13 protein-coding genes and 1 tRNA gene are annotated in these 14,679 nt (G+C 41.3%); 2 read left to right on the forward strand and 12 right to left on the reverse strand.

Annotated features, from left to right (window positions below):
* Window positions 1–112: 112 nt before the first annotated feature.
* From pssA to rlmH, 5 genes are all read right to left on the reverse strand, one after another.
* Window positions 113–850 (reverse strand): CDP-diacylglycerol--serine O-phosphatidyltransferase, encoded by a 738-nt coding sequence (gene pssA / locus BN8908_RS12425; RefSeq protein ID WP_068690876.1) that lies wholly within the window; start codon window positions 848–850, stop codon window positions 113–115.
* A 34-nt stretch (window positions 851–884) separates the two neighbouring features.
* The gene (locus BN8908_RS12430) at window positions 885–1,940 is read right to left on the reverse strand and encodes a DUF1573 domain-containing protein (RefSeq protein WP_161945872.1); all 1,056 of its coding nucleotides are present in this window, start codon (window positions 1,938–1,940) and stop codon (window positions 885–887) included.
* Window positions 1,941–2,025: 85 nt separating this feature from the next.
* A complete protein-coding gene (locus BN8908_RS12435) occupies window positions 2,026–2,547 on the reverse strand; it encodes a helix-turn-helix transcriptional regulator (protein WP_021987045.1) in 522 nt (173 codons plus the stop codon).
* A gap of 23 nt (window positions 2,548–2,570) precedes the next feature.
* Window positions 2,571–6,173 (reverse strand): sensor histidine kinase, encoded by a 3,603-nt coding sequence (locus BN8908_RS12440; RefSeq protein ID WP_068692278.1) that lies wholly within the window; start codon window positions 6,171–6,173, stop codon window positions 2,571–2,573.
* A gap of 29 nt (window positions 6,174–6,202) precedes the next feature.
* A complete protein-coding gene (rlmH, locus tag BN8908_RS12445; protein ID WP_021987043.1) occupies window positions 6,203–6,676 on the reverse strand; it encodes a 23S rRNA (pseudouridine(1915)-N(3))-methyltransferase RlmH in 474 nt (157 codons plus the stop codon).
* 175 nt (window positions 6,677–6,851) lie between these two features.
* On the opposite strand from rlmH, the gene BN8908_RS12450 reads away from it, so the two are divergent.
* A tRNA-Ile gene (locus BN8908_RS12450) sits at window positions 6,852–6,925 on the forward strand.
* 129 nt (window positions 6,926–7,054) lie between these two features.
* Here BN8908_RS12450 and BN8908_RS12455 read toward each other — a convergent pair.
* The 7 genes from BN8908_RS12455 to BN8908_RS12485 all read right to left on the reverse strand — a co-directional run bounded on the left by BN8908_RS12455 (window position 7,055) and on the right by BN8908_RS12485 (window position 13,370).
* Window positions 7,055–7,750 (reverse strand): 4Fe-4S dicluster domain-containing protein, encoded by a 696-nt coding sequence (locus BN8908_RS12455; protein WP_068692280.1) that lies wholly within the window; start codon window positions 7,748–7,750, stop codon window positions 7,055–7,057.
* Window positions 7,751–8,013: 263 nt separating this feature from the next.
* Window positions 8,014–9,324: a hypothetical protein gene (locus BN8908_RS12460; protein WP_148453309.1), complete on the reverse strand. Its 1,311-nt coding sequence runs from the start codon at window positions 9,322–9,324 to the stop codon at window positions 8,014–8,016.
* Window positions 9,325–9,462: 138 nt separating this feature from the next.
* Window positions 9,463–9,981, reverse strand: coding sequence for a hypothetical protein (locus BN8908_RS12465; protein ID WP_068690881.1), 519 nt, complete (start codon window positions 9,979–9,981; stop codon window positions 9,463–9,465).
* Window positions 9,982–10,256: 275 nt separating this feature from the next.
* Window positions 10,257–11,255, reverse strand: a complete 999-nt coding sequence (locus tag BN8908_RS12470; RefSeq protein WP_068690883.1) for an ankyrin repeat domain-containing protein — start codon at window positions 11,253–11,255, stop codon at window positions 10,257–10,259.
* A gap of 6 nt (window positions 11,256–11,261) precedes the next feature.
* Entirely contained in the window at window positions 11,262–12,638 is a 1,377-nt protein-coding gene (locus tag BN8908_RS12475) for a hypothetical protein (RefSeq protein ID WP_082989257.1), read from the reverse strand.
* Between the two features lie 152 nt (window positions 12,639–12,790).
* Window positions 12,791–13,105, reverse strand: a complete 315-nt coding sequence (locus tag BN8908_RS12480; RefSeq protein ID WP_068690886.1) for a DUF6714 family protein — start codon at window positions 13,103–13,105, stop codon at window positions 12,791–12,793.
* The gene (locus BN8908_RS12485; RefSeq protein ID WP_068690888.1) at window positions 13,092–13,370 is read right to left on the reverse strand and encodes a hypothetical protein; all 279 of its coding nucleotides are present in this window, start codon (window positions 13,368–13,370) and stop codon (window positions 13,092–13,094) included. Before BN8908_RS12485 ends, BN8908_RS12480 begins: the two co-directional genes overlap by 14 nt.
* A gap of 478 nt (window positions 13,371–13,848) precedes the next feature.
* On the opposite strand from BN8908_RS12485, the gene BN8908_RS12490 reads away from it, so the two are divergent.
* Window positions 13,849–14,676: an aminodeoxychorismate synthase component I gene (locus BN8908_RS12490; protein ID WP_316245212.1), complete on the forward strand. Its 828-nt coding sequence runs from the start codon at window positions 13,849–13,851 to the stop codon at window positions 14,674–14,676.
* Window positions 14,677–14,679: the final 3 nt, after the last annotated feature.

Here is a 14,679-nt window from a genome sequence, read left to right on the forward strand (position 1 = left end):
TCCATTCCCCGGATTTTTGCATTTTCTCAATCTCCAATGAGTCGCGATTTGCAAAATAATTCAGGTAAAATCCCCTCGACCTTGGCAAATACATCCCTGTCCGGGAATCAAATCATTTCCCTGCAGACACATGCAGCAATGCATCCACAGCACAAAACAGAATATACAAAGGAATAACGCATAGAATAACCGACAAGCCGAAAAAAACGGCAATGAGAAGCAAACACAAAAAATAAATATATCTAATGTAATTGGCTTTCCAGGAGAAATCCGTTATCTTTAAGGAAAACATCGGCAATTCACTCACCAGTAACAAAGACAGAATAACAACACAGGCAGCCAAAACCCAGATATTCCCGAATAAAACGGCATAGACCTCCGGAATATAAAGCGAAGCAAAAACCAATCCCACCCAAAAAAGGGCATGTGCAGGTACAGGCATACCGATAAACGACATCGTCTGCCGTTTATCCAAATTAAATTTAGCCAGCCTGAAAGCAGAAAAGAAGGGTATCAATAAAGGCACAAAGACCAGAATCTGTCCCACAAGAGACAAATCCCGGATACATCCTGCATGTCCACCGAAAAGCACATCCTTCATCAGCAAATGAGCCAATATCGCAGGCGCAACTCCAAAGCTGACCACATCAGCCAGAGAATCCAACTCTTTGCCTAATTCAGATTTCACATGTAATAAACGGGCAACCATTCCATCAAAAAAATCAAAAACCATACCGATAAGTATGAAAATCGCAGCCATTTCCAGGTTTCCATACATACCCATAAATACAGCCATCATACCCGACACCACATTCATGCCGGTAAGGAAGTTAGGAATATGCTTTTTCATTTTATATTATTTAAGTGTAATTTTTCTAAGCCCTTTACTTGATCTCCCCATAAAACCGGAGGGGCAGATCCGGGTTTAAAGGACTATTCGTGATTACGTTTATAACACCCGAAAGTTTTCCGGCCATAGCCTTTTCCACGATTTCCGCTTTTATCTCTGTCGACTCACCGGGTTTAAGCTCCTGAACTGCTAACGTCACCTTTATCCGGCTGTCGTTTGCATAAACCCGGTGAATCTTCAACAAAGACTTACCGGTATTCGTAATCTTATAGGTATAACCAGCTTGTGCCGGTGAAGCAATCGTTCCGAAATTATAGTATTTTTTTTCCACAGTAATAGCAGGAGCCGTCGACATATCCTTTCCGCTAAAATCCTCCTCCACATACACGGACACCCTCAAAGGATATTTTTTACCATTCACAAGCAAACCGATTTCCTGTTCATTCAAACCATAATTATTTAACAAAGCCGTATTACAAGAAGCTTTTATCATGGCGATTTTCCCGGTTTCCATCTGTTGCGGTTCAATACTGATCTTCAGCCAGGACGGGACGTCGGTAAAAGAAACGGCAACTTTCTTCCCCGAATTATTATATACACCGTAATTCATTCCTTTAGCATCTCCTTTCCTTACCTTCATCAAAGAAATGTGATCCAGAGGCAAACGCAAACCGGAAGCCAATTCATACGGATATTCATCTAAAACAGTACGTGTACGTCCCTCTACCGTTCCTTTAATCTTCAATTCCACAATAGGAGTCTTGGCATTGGAAAAAACAGTAATCGTCTTATCAAAATAGCCCGGCCGGTCCTTCGGATCGAAAGTAGCCTTGACAAATCCCGTTTGTCCGGGCAAAACAGGCTGTTTGGTCCATTCCGGAGAAGTACAACCGCAGGAAGATTCGACATTTTTCACCAAAATCGGACTCGTGCCCTGATTTACAAATACAAAATTATAAGACACAGCCCCATTCACTTCCTTTATTGTTCCGAAATCATGCAAGCGCTGTTCAAAATGAATAACAGGCTGGGCATAACTACCTGAAAAAGCAAACAACAAAATCACAAAAGACAAAAATTTTATATTCATAATATTACACATTTTTTAATTCATCACACTTCGGACCTACGAAAATACAGCTTTTTACACATATTTCTCAAAATCAACGGCAAATTTATACATCTTCTTTCCTGCCTAACTTAGCTTTTAAACGGGATTTACGTTTCTTCAATGTTTCCGGAGTTATAAACAATATACGGGCTATCGACTTATTATCGAATTTTTCCTGCATCAAAATTAACAGCAATATCTCCTGTGTCGAAATTTCCGGATGATTACCCAACAGCGTATTTATATAATTTCCTCTATTTTTCCCCAGCATCTCCAACAAATTTTGAAAATACCCCTCTTTATTGGTTTTGTTCAATTCCAGGTATTTTTCATAAAAAGCCGGCAGTTTACTCTCGACATTCGACTCCCGGATCAAAAGTTCCAATTGCTCGATAAAATTAGCATTCGTCAACTTTACAATATCCCCGGCTGCCACTTTAAAAAAAGGCTCAAAATCCTCCATCGCTACCTTCGCATCCCCATCGGGCATTGCCTTCACCTTATGATACAAATACCAAATTACAACTGCGGCTATCATCAGCACACAGAACAAAACCATAAAAAACATCAGATAACTACTCTCCATAATTGAAAATTAAATCAACTTATTCATTCTACCCTTTCAATACCATCCGTATACCTTAAAACGATAAAAAATTCAGTTCCGACATCCAGACTCATAAAATCGATGATCCCTCCCATACTTTCCATGATCCGCCTTGAAATAGCCAATCCTAACCCCATACCGCTCGTCTTGGTCGTAAAATTAGGTTCGAAAATTTTTTCCCGTATTTCTGCCGGTATGCCGACTCCGTTATCCCGGATGCGAATGACAACATTCTGTCCGACCTTGTCCGTTCTTATACGCAACTCGCCCTTGCGGTCCTCCGGAATACTCTGTACAGCATTTTGCAAGACATTTACAATTACACGGTGTACCTGTTCCTTATCTGCCAGCACCCGAACACCGGGAATAATATTACATTCCAGATAATCTACATTCATTTCAAACAATGTCGCACAATTCTGTACCATTTCACTAATATCGAAAACTTCCTTTTGGGAAACCGGGATCTTTGCAAAATCGGAAAATGCCGATGCGATCGAAGCCATATTATCAATCTGCTCAATCAACACCGTAGACACATCCTTAAAACGCTTTTTAAATTCATCGGGATCTTCAATCTGCAACGAACGCAACATAAACTGTATATTCAGCTTCATCGGTGTGAGCGGATTCTTTATTTCGTGAGCAATTTGTCTCGCCATCTCCCGCCAGGCACTCTCACGTTCCGATTTAGCCAACTGGCTGACACTCTCCTCCAATTTCTCCACCATATTGTTATACTCTTTCACCAAACTCCCCACTTCATCACGGCGGTTATAAACAATCTTCTCATTTTTCCCTCCGATCCGCATCTGCTTCAATTTATCATTGACCAATTGTAACGGTTTCGTTACCCTTTCTGCCACCACGCCGGATAAGATAAAAGCCAGTACCATGACGACAATAGCAATATTAACCGCAATAATCACCATAATCACAATATCGAGATTCAACTCGTCATTCTGTGTAAAATAAGGAACATTGAGTATATACGACTTATTATTTTCCAAAACCAACGGCATATACACCGACATATAATTCAATTCCCCGATATGCTTTTCCTTGACAAAACTCATCGAACCGTCATCGACAATACTCTTTAAAGCCTCCGCATCCACCAGATAACCGGCAAAACCGGCCGTAAAGATTTCCGGACGGGAAGTAGCCACCAACATACCTTTCTGAGAATAGATATTGATATCGATCATCAGGATTTCAGACATATTCGTCAATACATTCAGGATATCCTGGCACTCTGTATACTCCACACATTCCAACGCCTCCAACTCTTTATTGACGTACTTCAGCAACTCCGTCGCTTTTGAACGGTGACGATCTTCAAAACTTTTCGTATTCAGATAAATAGATAAAGCAGTAAGAATAAAAAACAATACGAAAATCAAAGAAACAATACTGTTTTTAATCCTGGATTTTAAAGTCCCGCGCCTATAATTTATTTTGTGATCACGGCTAAAAAAAAGCCCGTAAGAAGAAAGCAATATGCAAACGAAAAAAACATACAATATATTTACATAGTACAAAGAAAAGATTGAATCCGACAAACTCATGACCAAACCTCCGCTTTCATTGACCGGGATAACCATATGTGAATAATGATCTTTCTCCACAATCGCTATATTCCCATGGTATTCACCAAAAGAATTAAACGAACGGTAATAATTAAACTCTCCGGATGAAAATATCAATTGCCCGTCCCGATACTTGGCGTATGAATACGGATAAATAATATCAATCCCTTCTATCGATTCCCTGGATAATATCTGTGGATAACCACTTCCCTCACTGTCTTTCGCCGAATCAAAACTCAAATAAAGAATAACCTCCCCGAATTCAAACCGGCCGATATAAGAAACATAACCGTCGAAATCATTAATAAAATAAAAATTAGTCTTCCCCAACCGTTCTCCGTGCCAATTGATTATATCTCCGAAATAATCGTTACAACAATGCAATTGTGCAGCAACCCCCACTCGGAGACTATCATCCTGACGACACAACGTAATATCAGAAATATAATTATACCCGTTTAAATCCAACAAATCATTCGTCAGACATAACCTCAAAAACTCTTCATTGTAATTTGCCACCAAATCGGCTATCACCTCGGAATCATTAATCTGCTCATCTATTTCCACCAGCTTCTTCTCAAAATTACGATCCCGCTCCTCGATAAGCTCTGTCGCATAGGCAGCTCTCTGGGTCAACTCCCGGTATTGTTCGTATTTTTTTGCCGTTAAAACAATATACACAGACAACAAAGACATCGTCAATATAAAAATACTACGCTGCATATCCCGGTTCACCGCATAACGATTTACAGCAAATAAAATGAAATTAACCAGCACAAAAAGACTGCCCCAGAAAAAACTGTCCATATCCCACAACACACAGAGAAAAGCCAAAAAGCCCATGACCACGACAACCGTCTCCAGAACAATTTTTAAAGGAAGCAGATTTTTCAATATATATACCGCCCCATCGATGATGATGATAAGTCCCACCCCGCCCATAATAATCGCAACAAAAGCCACAATAGAAGGCAATCCGACATTCACCACCCGGGCAATATTCAAATGGACATCCGTATGCCCGATCAAAGAACTGATCGCATAAGTCCATGTAAACATATATACGGCAGCCAATACAATCAAACCGACCATAATAACATAGCGGATACGCCTGACCTTAGGACTCTGATAATTTACCTTCAAAGCACTGAAAGAAATATAAAGGACCTGAACAATCGAAAAAGCCGATAACATAAGATCCCCGATAGATGTCACCGTACGCCCTGCCATCAATGTCCCGTCAAACAAAGGCAATCGGTAAACAGAACCCGGAAACTGATTTTCAATCATTGTATAACGCAACAAAAGCAAAAACAGGATAAAACCGGTAATGTATAACAATTGCATCCGGAAAGAAGAAGCGGAAGTCAGTAGCAGATTATATACATAAAATAAACTGATAAAAAACAAAAGATAAAACGTGATAATCAGATAATTTACCGAGCGATCTTTAAAATTCTCACTATGCTGTACATAGAAAAGCGGCTTCCCTTCTTTGGTCTTGATTTCCCATTCTCCGCCCTGAGCAAAGCGCCTCACTATAATATTGTCCGCATTTTCAATATCGACACCTAAAAATTTACCGAAACGGTTTTTGACATATTCATTATCGTAAGGATAATTATCCTTAATATGCAGTAAGGCAAAATATTCATTATCTCCATATACCTTCTTCCGGACCTCATAAAAAGCATTATTGATCTTTATAAAATTATCTCCGGTATTCAGTCCGTCATATAAACCGTCCATACCGATAATTTCATTTGTCCAGAAAAAGACCTTCTTATTCCTAAACCCAACAAAAACAATATCCTCTTCCCAAACGTACTCGTCTATATTCACACTGTCCCGGAATTGCTTCAACAAACTTTCCGCCTCAGCCTCCTTATCATGTAGCCGCTTCTCAAAATCCCGGACCCAATCTTCACCGGCATGACGATCTAAAATATATTCCCAACATAATGCCCCCAGCAAAATGGTCAGTCCTGCAATGAATACAACTAAAGCTTTTTTCATGTGTTTTTCTTTACTAATCCGAAAAACCATCACTCATGATGGTATGGTTCCCCATTCATGATCGTCATTGCCCGGTAAACCTGTTCCACAAAAATCATCCGGACCATCTGGTGAGAAAATGTCATCTTAGACAATGACAACTTATCGTTAGCCCGTTTATAAACATCTTCGGCAAAACCGTAAGGCCCTCCGATAACAAATACCAAGCGCTTTATTCCACTCTGCATCTTCTGTGCCAAATACCCTGAAAACCCGGTAGAAGTAAACTGATTTCCCTTTTCGTCCAACAATACAACAACATCTCCCGCCTGCAATTGCCCCAATATCAATTCCCCTTCTTTACCCTTTTGAAGGCTCTCCGGCATATTCTTACTGTTTTTCACATCCGGCAAAACCCTCATCTCATAAGGAACATAACGTGTCAACCGCTTCTCATACTCCTCAATCCCCGTTCTGATATAAGCCGCATCCGTTTTTCCGATCACTAACAAGCATATTTTCATTTTTCCGGACCAATATTAGCGTTACACCTATCTCTATCTACACATACCCCTACCCACTTAACTTCTCTTTCAAAACGAAAGTAACATTTTTTTTGCACATCCTTTGCAAAAAACCAGATTTTATCCCTATATTTGCACCCGTTAACGAGTGAAACCGATAACACACGAGAGTGTAGGTCCTATAGCTCAGCTGGTTAGAGCACCTGACTCATAATCAGGGGGTCCTTGGTTCAAGCCCAAGTGGGACCACTTTTCATAAATAAAAGAGCTGCATTTTTGCAGCTCTTTTTGTTTATGCGGATAAATTTGGAAAAGCTGCATAACGGCCCCCTAAACAAATTGAAAGGTACACTCCAATATTCACCCTCTATCCATTTGTTATTCCCGGCACTTCAGGTATTTTCGGGTATAAGGGCAGTGGACCAGACATTTCAGACAAGTAGTGCACCGATGTATATCTATCCTTTCTTCCCGCGGGATATGTCTTTCCCAAGCTTTTCCATAAATCGCTCCCGCCGGGCAAATATCCGTACATATACGGCATGCCCCGCATTTGCTTTCCATTGGCTGAGTACCGGCAATATGCAACGGAGCATCCGTCAGCACTGTACCCAGGGTAAGTGCCGGACCGTATACCGGAGTGATCAACAGGTTGTTTTTCCCGACCCAGCCCGCCCCAGCCAGGACGGCAACCGTTTTCTGCGGCAAAAGCGTCCGCAGGTTTTCCGCATCCCAGGCATGCGTTGCTATTACATTATTATCCGACAATGAATAAGCCTGGTACCCTTCCAACACCAGCAGTTCGGCTATCCGGTCCGCCAATTCTCCGGCCCTAAGTTCCTTTAAATGAAATTCATCCTCCTCAATCTGATTTTGAGCGATGATCATTTGTACATAATCCGGAGTCTCTTTTACCTTCTGTACATACGAGGGGGTTAATGTTATACCGAAAGATACAGCACGAGGCAAGTTTCTGTTTTGCTCCGGCGGCAATTCTGTGATGTCTGTGAAACGGATGAAAGCGGCTCCCTCTTCCGTCAATATCCGTATAATCTCCTCTTCTATTCCTCTCATGGCACAAAAATAATGCTTTCCCTCCATCCTTCCAAGTTAATTCCATTCCGCATAAAATGCAAAATGATCCCAATACCCCGTCCTTTGGGGGCTTTTGAAGGAAGAATTTTATATATTTATTTCCATAACCTTAAAACGTTATAACCTGATAAACACATATTTTATCAAATCCATCATTTACAGTGCCTTCATAGCACCCGGGGACGGGGCTAAAGTGCTATAAAAATCAGATAGCACTTTAGCCCCGTCCCCGTGGTCAGTGGTTAGTCAACGTTTTCAGGTGACCAATTCCACGGCTCCAGGAGACCGGTTTCTTTATTAACGAAGCGTTCATCCTCTTTCATCTTGCGGATAAGTTTGGTCAGATCCGGTAAGTCATAACAATTGTTAGCTTCGATGTCTGCGAGTAGTTCATGGTCGTTAAAAAAAGCACTCCAAAAACAATCTACAATTCCGATATTATATTTATCCAAAAAACCATAACCGTCCTGTCCGTTATATTTTTCATAAAGAGGCTGAAGCGTATTGACAGCATAGGCAATCATTTTATGGCGTTCCTGAAGCGTCATGCCTACCAACTGAGGAAACTCTTTTTGCTTTCCGCTTTCAAGTTCAGGGATATATGCCATCTGTTCCACGAATGTACTTGCTGCTACAAAATAGTCACTGCAATTTTCTGTTGAAAAGCGCCCGACGAAGCGCAATATCCCTTCGTGAATTTGCAGTTTTCCATAAACGTCACGCCCCATGAATTTATCGATCAGGGGCCAATAGTCATCATGGAGTACCCGTTCATTAATTTTATCCTCCTTATCATATCCGAAATAAAACAACAAATCTTTCAGTTCCTTTTCGTTTCCATTGTCCAATAACCAATCCAAACTGGCCTTATTATCATTCAGTATATAATTGTTCCAGTGATAATCAAACAAATCATCAGAAACATTTACATGATCTCTGTTCGTATTTTTATCCATTTCTATGGACAGCACAGATGGCATCCGTACTGCACAGATATTGAACCCGCTGAAAAAATACTGATAATCTCTGTAAGGATAGAACTCTTTGCCCGGCATATCGTCTTCATTGTCAGTACCAGGTATTGGATTTAAGGCTACCACGTAGTCCTGATAATATTTGAATTTATTCCTGTTCAAAGTATCAGTATGATTGAAATCAATCCCGAAAACATATTTAATGCGTTCTGCATATTCATGGTCCGGCAAAAACGGATAGCCCTGCTGTTTCAATTTATAATACAGGATCATTCCTCCCAAAGAAACATCGCCGGACGTTGCTATTCCGGACAGGTCTATATGTATGCTTTCACATTCGTCTCCACTCATGATCTCATCCAGAGCCTTCGCCAGTTTATCATAACTCGCCTTTACTTCCAGCCATTCCTTGTCTGTCAGTTTTATTGCCGTGAGCTTCGGCGTTTCATCGCCTGTGCCTTCTTCCGATTGTGTTTCTTGCTTCGAAGCGTTGGCATCTGCTTTTGTTTTTTTGGCATTTCCACAACCCATCATTAGAATGACTACAAGTAGTAATTCAATAAGCGTTCGTCTTTTCATGGTCATTTTTTTAATTTCTGATATTTTAAGAGGGGTATCGGGTCTCCGGGGAACAGGAGGCTTATTACCCGTTTAGCTTCGCAATATGTTTTGTAATCCGGGAAGTGTTCCGGATAGCTATAAAATCGGTGAGCGTTTTCATAAGCCGGGTTTTATTCCAATGACCCGGGAAAGTCTGGATATAGACAGGGCATCCTTATCCATATCAGCAAGCGGAACTTTCCCCTGTTTACCAAAGAGACTGACACAAACGGTGTCATTTACGATGCGCCATTCAAATAACAGAATACGTTTATCAAAATGGTCGTATATCATATCCGATCCGTCTGTTTCTTCCCTGTAGTCTTTATTCAGGACGGCACTTCTTTTAAAAAAGCTGCGGCGGTAACCGTCGGGATATTTTCTTATTGAGTCCGGCCGGATCGTCCGGTCATTGAAGGCAATGATACTGTCTATGAGGGTGCGTTCACTTTTGCAAAAGTGATGATAAACGACATAATTTTCCTCTTTCTGCGTGGGACTTGGCCCCATCCAGATTTTACGTTCCCAGGCATTTATCAGCATGAGGTAGAATTTCACAGACACCCTGCAGAATCCCCAATACATAAGGATGCACACAACCGTTATACAAACTGATACCAGCATTATTTTCTTCATAATTCAGAATGACACTATTTCCTTTTCATTTCCATTCAGGAGTAAAGGGGGAACCGGATATTTCCTATCTGTACGATCCGTTTTAGCATATTTGATTTGTATATTCGCTCATTCTCCTATAAACTTCGTATTTTTTTGTTAAACATCCGATTATCAGTCTGCTTACCTGAGCTGATGAAACAATTTTCATTATGTGCGAATATATAGATTTAGAACTACTAAAGCAAACAGCTATCTGCCTTTTATCACTAATCATGGGGACGGGGCAAATGTGTTTATTTGTTTTTTGGAGCAAGCAGGCTCCATAATTCAGGATTAGTCTGTTTGTCAACAAGGGGGAATAGTGATTCGTTGCTATGGGGCTTTGCCCCGGCATCGAGCAGCATTTTTACAATCCCTGTGTTATTCCCTTTCACTGCCGTATATAGCAGTGATTCGCCATACTCTTCGTTAAGATGCGCTCCCCGCTCTATGAGCATCTGTACACGCTTGGCATCATCCATCAAAATAGCTATCCATAGACAGGAATAACCACCCCTGTTGACGTCAGCCCCACGCTCAAGAAGTAAATTAGCCGTGCGAAGGTCCCGGCTTGAAATGGCCATATAAAGTGCAGTGCGGTCTTTACTGCTACTTCCATTCATATCTATTTCCCCTGTAGCATTTATATCCCATCCGTTATCCAGTAGAAATGTTGCGATAACAGCAGCTTGTCCGGATAGCGAATCGTTATAATTGCTCCAATCATCCATCTTGTTTGCGGAATAGTAGCGGTACATCATATCCGGCAGATTCTGATACCTTGCTTTGGGGTTTTCACGGATGTAGCGCTCTGCAAAATCAATTCTATTCAAACAAAGCATATAAGTCAGCAGGTAATCCTCCGGGTATCCGGCACGCAGTATTGCTTCAACCATATCCTCGTAAGAAATCTTCTCATCCCGAAGTTTCTCTTCTGCTTCCGCTACCACTTGCGAACGATACAGATTCATCAATTCACCTATTGCCACACTTACCGGAAAAACAGAATAGAGAGTAATCACTCCTCCCCAGATTATATTGCGCGTAGTGGGTTCGCTGCATTTATTAACAGCCCATATCAGAACAGTCGGAAATGCGCAAAGAATCACCGCCGCCAGGACCAGAAACAAGAGGACACTACCACCACTTGGAGTTCCTCCGATAGAAAGTGTTTTTGATGTAGCCCATATTAAACCGCTCCAAATGAGCAGAGACAGGGCAATTGCAAGTATAATCAATTCTATTTTGCTCATAACCAGTTATATTACATCACCATTTTCATCATACTCTTCCCTGCGGACTATTTTATCACGACCCCTCGTTTCAAGTAAAGATTTTAATTTACCATCCGGATAGTAACGGCAGCTTACAGAACTTATTTCTTTCCCTTCTTTATAAAACCCTTTGGTATGGATATCTTCCTCATGGCGTTCATAAGCCCCATCTTTTATATCATCCACATAATGATATACTGAGATGAATGTACCATCTTCCTTCCACTGACGGGAAATACCATTCTTTTTGCCATTTACATAATTGGATTCCGCTTCTATTTTACCATTTTTATAATACCAACAAGCTAAACCATGACGTCCTGAATGATTATAGTAAGCTTTATATTTCAATTGTCCATGAGGCCGGGTGGCAAGAGAATCCTCATAATAGCTCTTATACTCTCCGTCGTATTTACCATCCAGATAATTACGTTCAGAAGAGAGTTGCCCATTGGTATAATACGCCCTGTATTCTCCCGTGAGCTTTCCTTTGTTGTACCTGGCAACCACTGCAATAGAGGGTTTCTCTCCTATATTATAATAGGAGGAGATTTCACCGTCGAACTTTCCGTCAATCACCTTGCCATTAAACAGATTAGGAAAATAATATCTGGTCACAATCCCCGACATTTCAAGGGTTCCGGTGAACCGTTTTTTATCAGAAATAGTACAAATACTCCAATCAGAATCATAAAAATAAAGATAATTTTGGGAGCTAACCAACTCACCCCTATTATAAACCCGTACATCGTCTACGCCCCCGTCTTCCCTATAAAAAGTCCACTCACCATCGGGGATTGGCACACGCTCCTCATCCAACCACTCTTTGCCCTGTCCTGTTCCTTTTGCCATGAGTTGCCCATTTTTATGGAATATTTCACACTCTCCACGCAGCTCGTCCATTACATACGTTTCGGTAGCCCACATTTCTCCGCTTGGATAGTATTTGGTTACTTTGCCATGTATTCTACCCGAAGAATTGTTGGTTTTCATCCCACTCTCCCGAATCACCCCATTATCATAAAACTCCTCGTATGATATTAGTTTGCTCTCTTTAGTCAGTTCCTGCCACCCTGCTACCGCAATGATTATAAGACCGGCTGCTACCAACGCACATCCCCCCAGCCACCATGCCTTAATGACGATATGAGCCAGTACGCCCGAAAGTACCAGCCAAATAACACAAGCTATGATGCATCCGATAATATATTCAAATGTGAATGCAGCGGCTACATCGGTCACCTTGAATCCCGGTTTTACATGATGAAACGACATAATCCAGGGCATAATAACATATACAGCCAATAGATATCCAGCCGTAGCAGTGAAAAAGCACATTATCTTTAAGATGCTTGTTTGCATAATCCTATTTCTTATTTTTCCTCTTCTTAAATAATCAGAGGTATTTTAATATTTATAATTTTTACATCTTAGTTTGATGCTCCACCTCCGAACTTTTTTGGTATTCTTTCAATCGTCCGGCGTGGCGTAGCTGTACATCAGTCCTCCATACATTATTCCGGATATTCCCAGAAGTTCAATATTGCCATTCTCTGTTCCTCACTAAACCGCACCAGCCGTTCCGGTATAAACTCGCAAGGTTCCCTTCCGGCATCCCGCAACTTCAGCGAGTGAACAATGCCTTCGGGTATCGTGTCCGCCTCTTCGTAATCCTCTACTGTGAACAGCATATATGCCAGAAGATAGAACCTAAATCCCTGCAACTCGAATAAAGGCAACACACCTCGTTCTTGCAGAAATAATTCAAAGGATACATCAATATTCGTAACGACTAAACTCTTACCGTATCTGTTTTCACTCCGAAACAAACCCTCTCAAGTTGTTCACATTAAAATCATTATAATACCCCTGGAAAACATCAACATCAAATCTTTTATACATACCAATAGGGTTATTGCCTTTGTAAGAACAGCTTGGATTAGCAGATAATGTATCACTATCAAGGTGAAATCCACTTTTCCCTATCTCATACCCAGTCTGAACTGACTTCTTTTCCTCTGTCAGCTTCACCCTTCTATCGGTGCAGAAAAAAGGCGAATTCAACATTCCCATAATGATAAGAAGTATTTTCATAGTTTATACATTTTGTTTTCTGATCTGACCGTGACAAAGATACCCCGGCACGACAATCCGATAACTTTCTAGAATTTTACCGCCTTCACCTTCTCGTAATTGTCCTGTAAGAACGGGCGGAACGCATTTTTATATGCTTCACCCTTATTTGTTTTCATCAGTGTAGCTCATTATTTATCTTTAGTTTCCACGAAAATAATATATTTCTTCCGAACAGCCACCCTTGTCCTAAAAATTTAAAAGTAGCACCTGGGTAGCACCCGGGGACGGGGATACCAGAATACGTTGCATATAAAATGGAGATTGGGTAGGCAAATTAACGGAAAAATTGCGGGTTAATAAAATCGGAAATGCAAAAAAACGGTGATTCCGGTTTCCGCTCCTTTCCGAAAGAGGGAGCGAAAATCGCCGGGACCGTAAGAGAAACCGGATTTTCATTTATTTTTGCAGCATATTACAGGCAGTTGAGGTAAAACGGTTGATGAATGCGGCGGGAGCAGCCGGCCGCCCTTTTTTATTCGGAGTGGATTATGAGTGCACAAAGGGTTTTTTTTACGAAAATCCCTTTCAGGTGCAGGATGTTTTATGGCAGGTGGGAAAGAGTTCGAATGCCAGAGCTCCGGAAGCTCCCGTGCACTCTTTCTCTTTTGTCCGTTATCCGCCGGCTTATGAAGATTACGAACGAAAATTTCAACGGGTGCGCCAGGGACTGATGCGGGGCGATTCTTTTCTGTTGAATCTTACAGTTGCCACGGAGATCCGGACGACTCTGAGCTTAGCTGATATTTTTAGGTTCAGCCGGGCTCCTTATCGTCTGTTGATTCCGGAACGGCTGGTCTGTTTTTCTCCTGAAACTTTTGTGCGTATCCAAGAAGGAAAAATAGCTTCGTATCCGATGAAAGGAACGATAAATGCGACGGTGCCGCATGCGGAGAAAACGATATTGGAAGATTATAAGGAAAAGGCGGAACATTATACGATTGTAGATCTGATCCGCAACGATTTAGGATGTGTTGCCGATGATACCCGGGTAGAAAGGTTCCAATATATCGATCGTTTAGAGACGACTAACGGGGAAATCTTACAAGTGAGTTCGGAGATTAGCGGGAAATTGTCTTCCGATTATCCCTCCCGTATCGGAGATATCGTGTTTCATATGCTTCCAGCAGGTTCCATATCAGGCGCTCCGAAAGAAGCGACGGTACGTATTATTGCCGGAGCCGAGAAAATAAAGAGAGGATTTTATACGGGCATATTCGGTTATTTTGATGGAAAGGATCTGGATTCGGCAGTGATGATCCGTTAGGTA

Origin of the sequence: Culturomica massiliensis (assembly GCF_900091655.1) — a bacterium.
Classification (GTDB): Bacteria; Bacteroidota; Bacteroidia; order Bacteroidales; family Marinifilaceae; genus Culturomica; species Culturomica massiliensis.

Excerpts from the sequence above, each read along its gene's own strand:
- BN8908_RS12435 (WP_021987045.1), bottom strand. The coding sequence starts at position 2,547 with ATGGAGAGTAGTTATCTGATGTTTTTTATGGTTTTGTTCTGTGTGCTG.
- rlmH (WP_021987043.1), bottom strand. The coding sequence starts at position 6,676 with ATGAAAATATGCTTGTTAGTGATCGGAAAAACGGATGCGGCTTATATC.
- pssA (WP_068690876.1), bottom strand. The coding sequence starts at position 850 with ATGAAAAAGCATATTCCTAACTTCCTTACCGGCATGAATGTGGTGTCG.
- BN8908_RS12430 (WP_161945872.1), bottom strand. The coding sequence starts at position 1,940 with ATGAATATAAAATTTTTGTCTTTTGTGATTTTGTTGTTTGCTTTTTCA.
- BN8908_RS12485 (WP_068690888.1), bottom strand. The coding sequence starts at position 13,370 with ATGAAAATACTTCTTATCATTATGGGAATGTTGAATTCGCCTTTTTTC.
- BN8908_RS12470 (WP_068690883.1), bottom strand. The coding sequence starts at position 11,255 with ATGAGCAAAATAGAATTGATTATACTTGCAATTGCCCTGTCTCTGCTC.
- BN8908_RS12460 (WP_148453309.1), bottom strand. The coding sequence starts at position 9,324 with ATGAAAAGACGAACGCTTATTGAATTACTACTTGTAGTCATTCTAATG.
- BN8908_RS12475 (WP_082989257.1), bottom strand. The coding sequence starts at position 12,638 with ATGCAAACAAGCATCTTAAAGATAATGTGCTTTTTCACTGCTACGGCT.
- BN8908_RS12465 (WP_068690881.1), bottom strand. The coding sequence starts at position 9,981 with ATGAAGAAAATAATGCTGGTATCAGTTTGTATAACGGTTGTGTGCATC.
- BN8908_RS12455 (WP_068692280.1), bottom strand. The coding sequence starts at position 7,750 with ATGAGAGGAATAGAAGAGGAGATTATACGGATATTGACGGAAGAGGGA.
- BN8908_RS12440 (WP_068692278.1), bottom strand. The coding sequence starts at position 6,173 with ATGAAAAAAGCTTTAGTTGTATTCATTGCAGGACTGACCATTTTGCTG.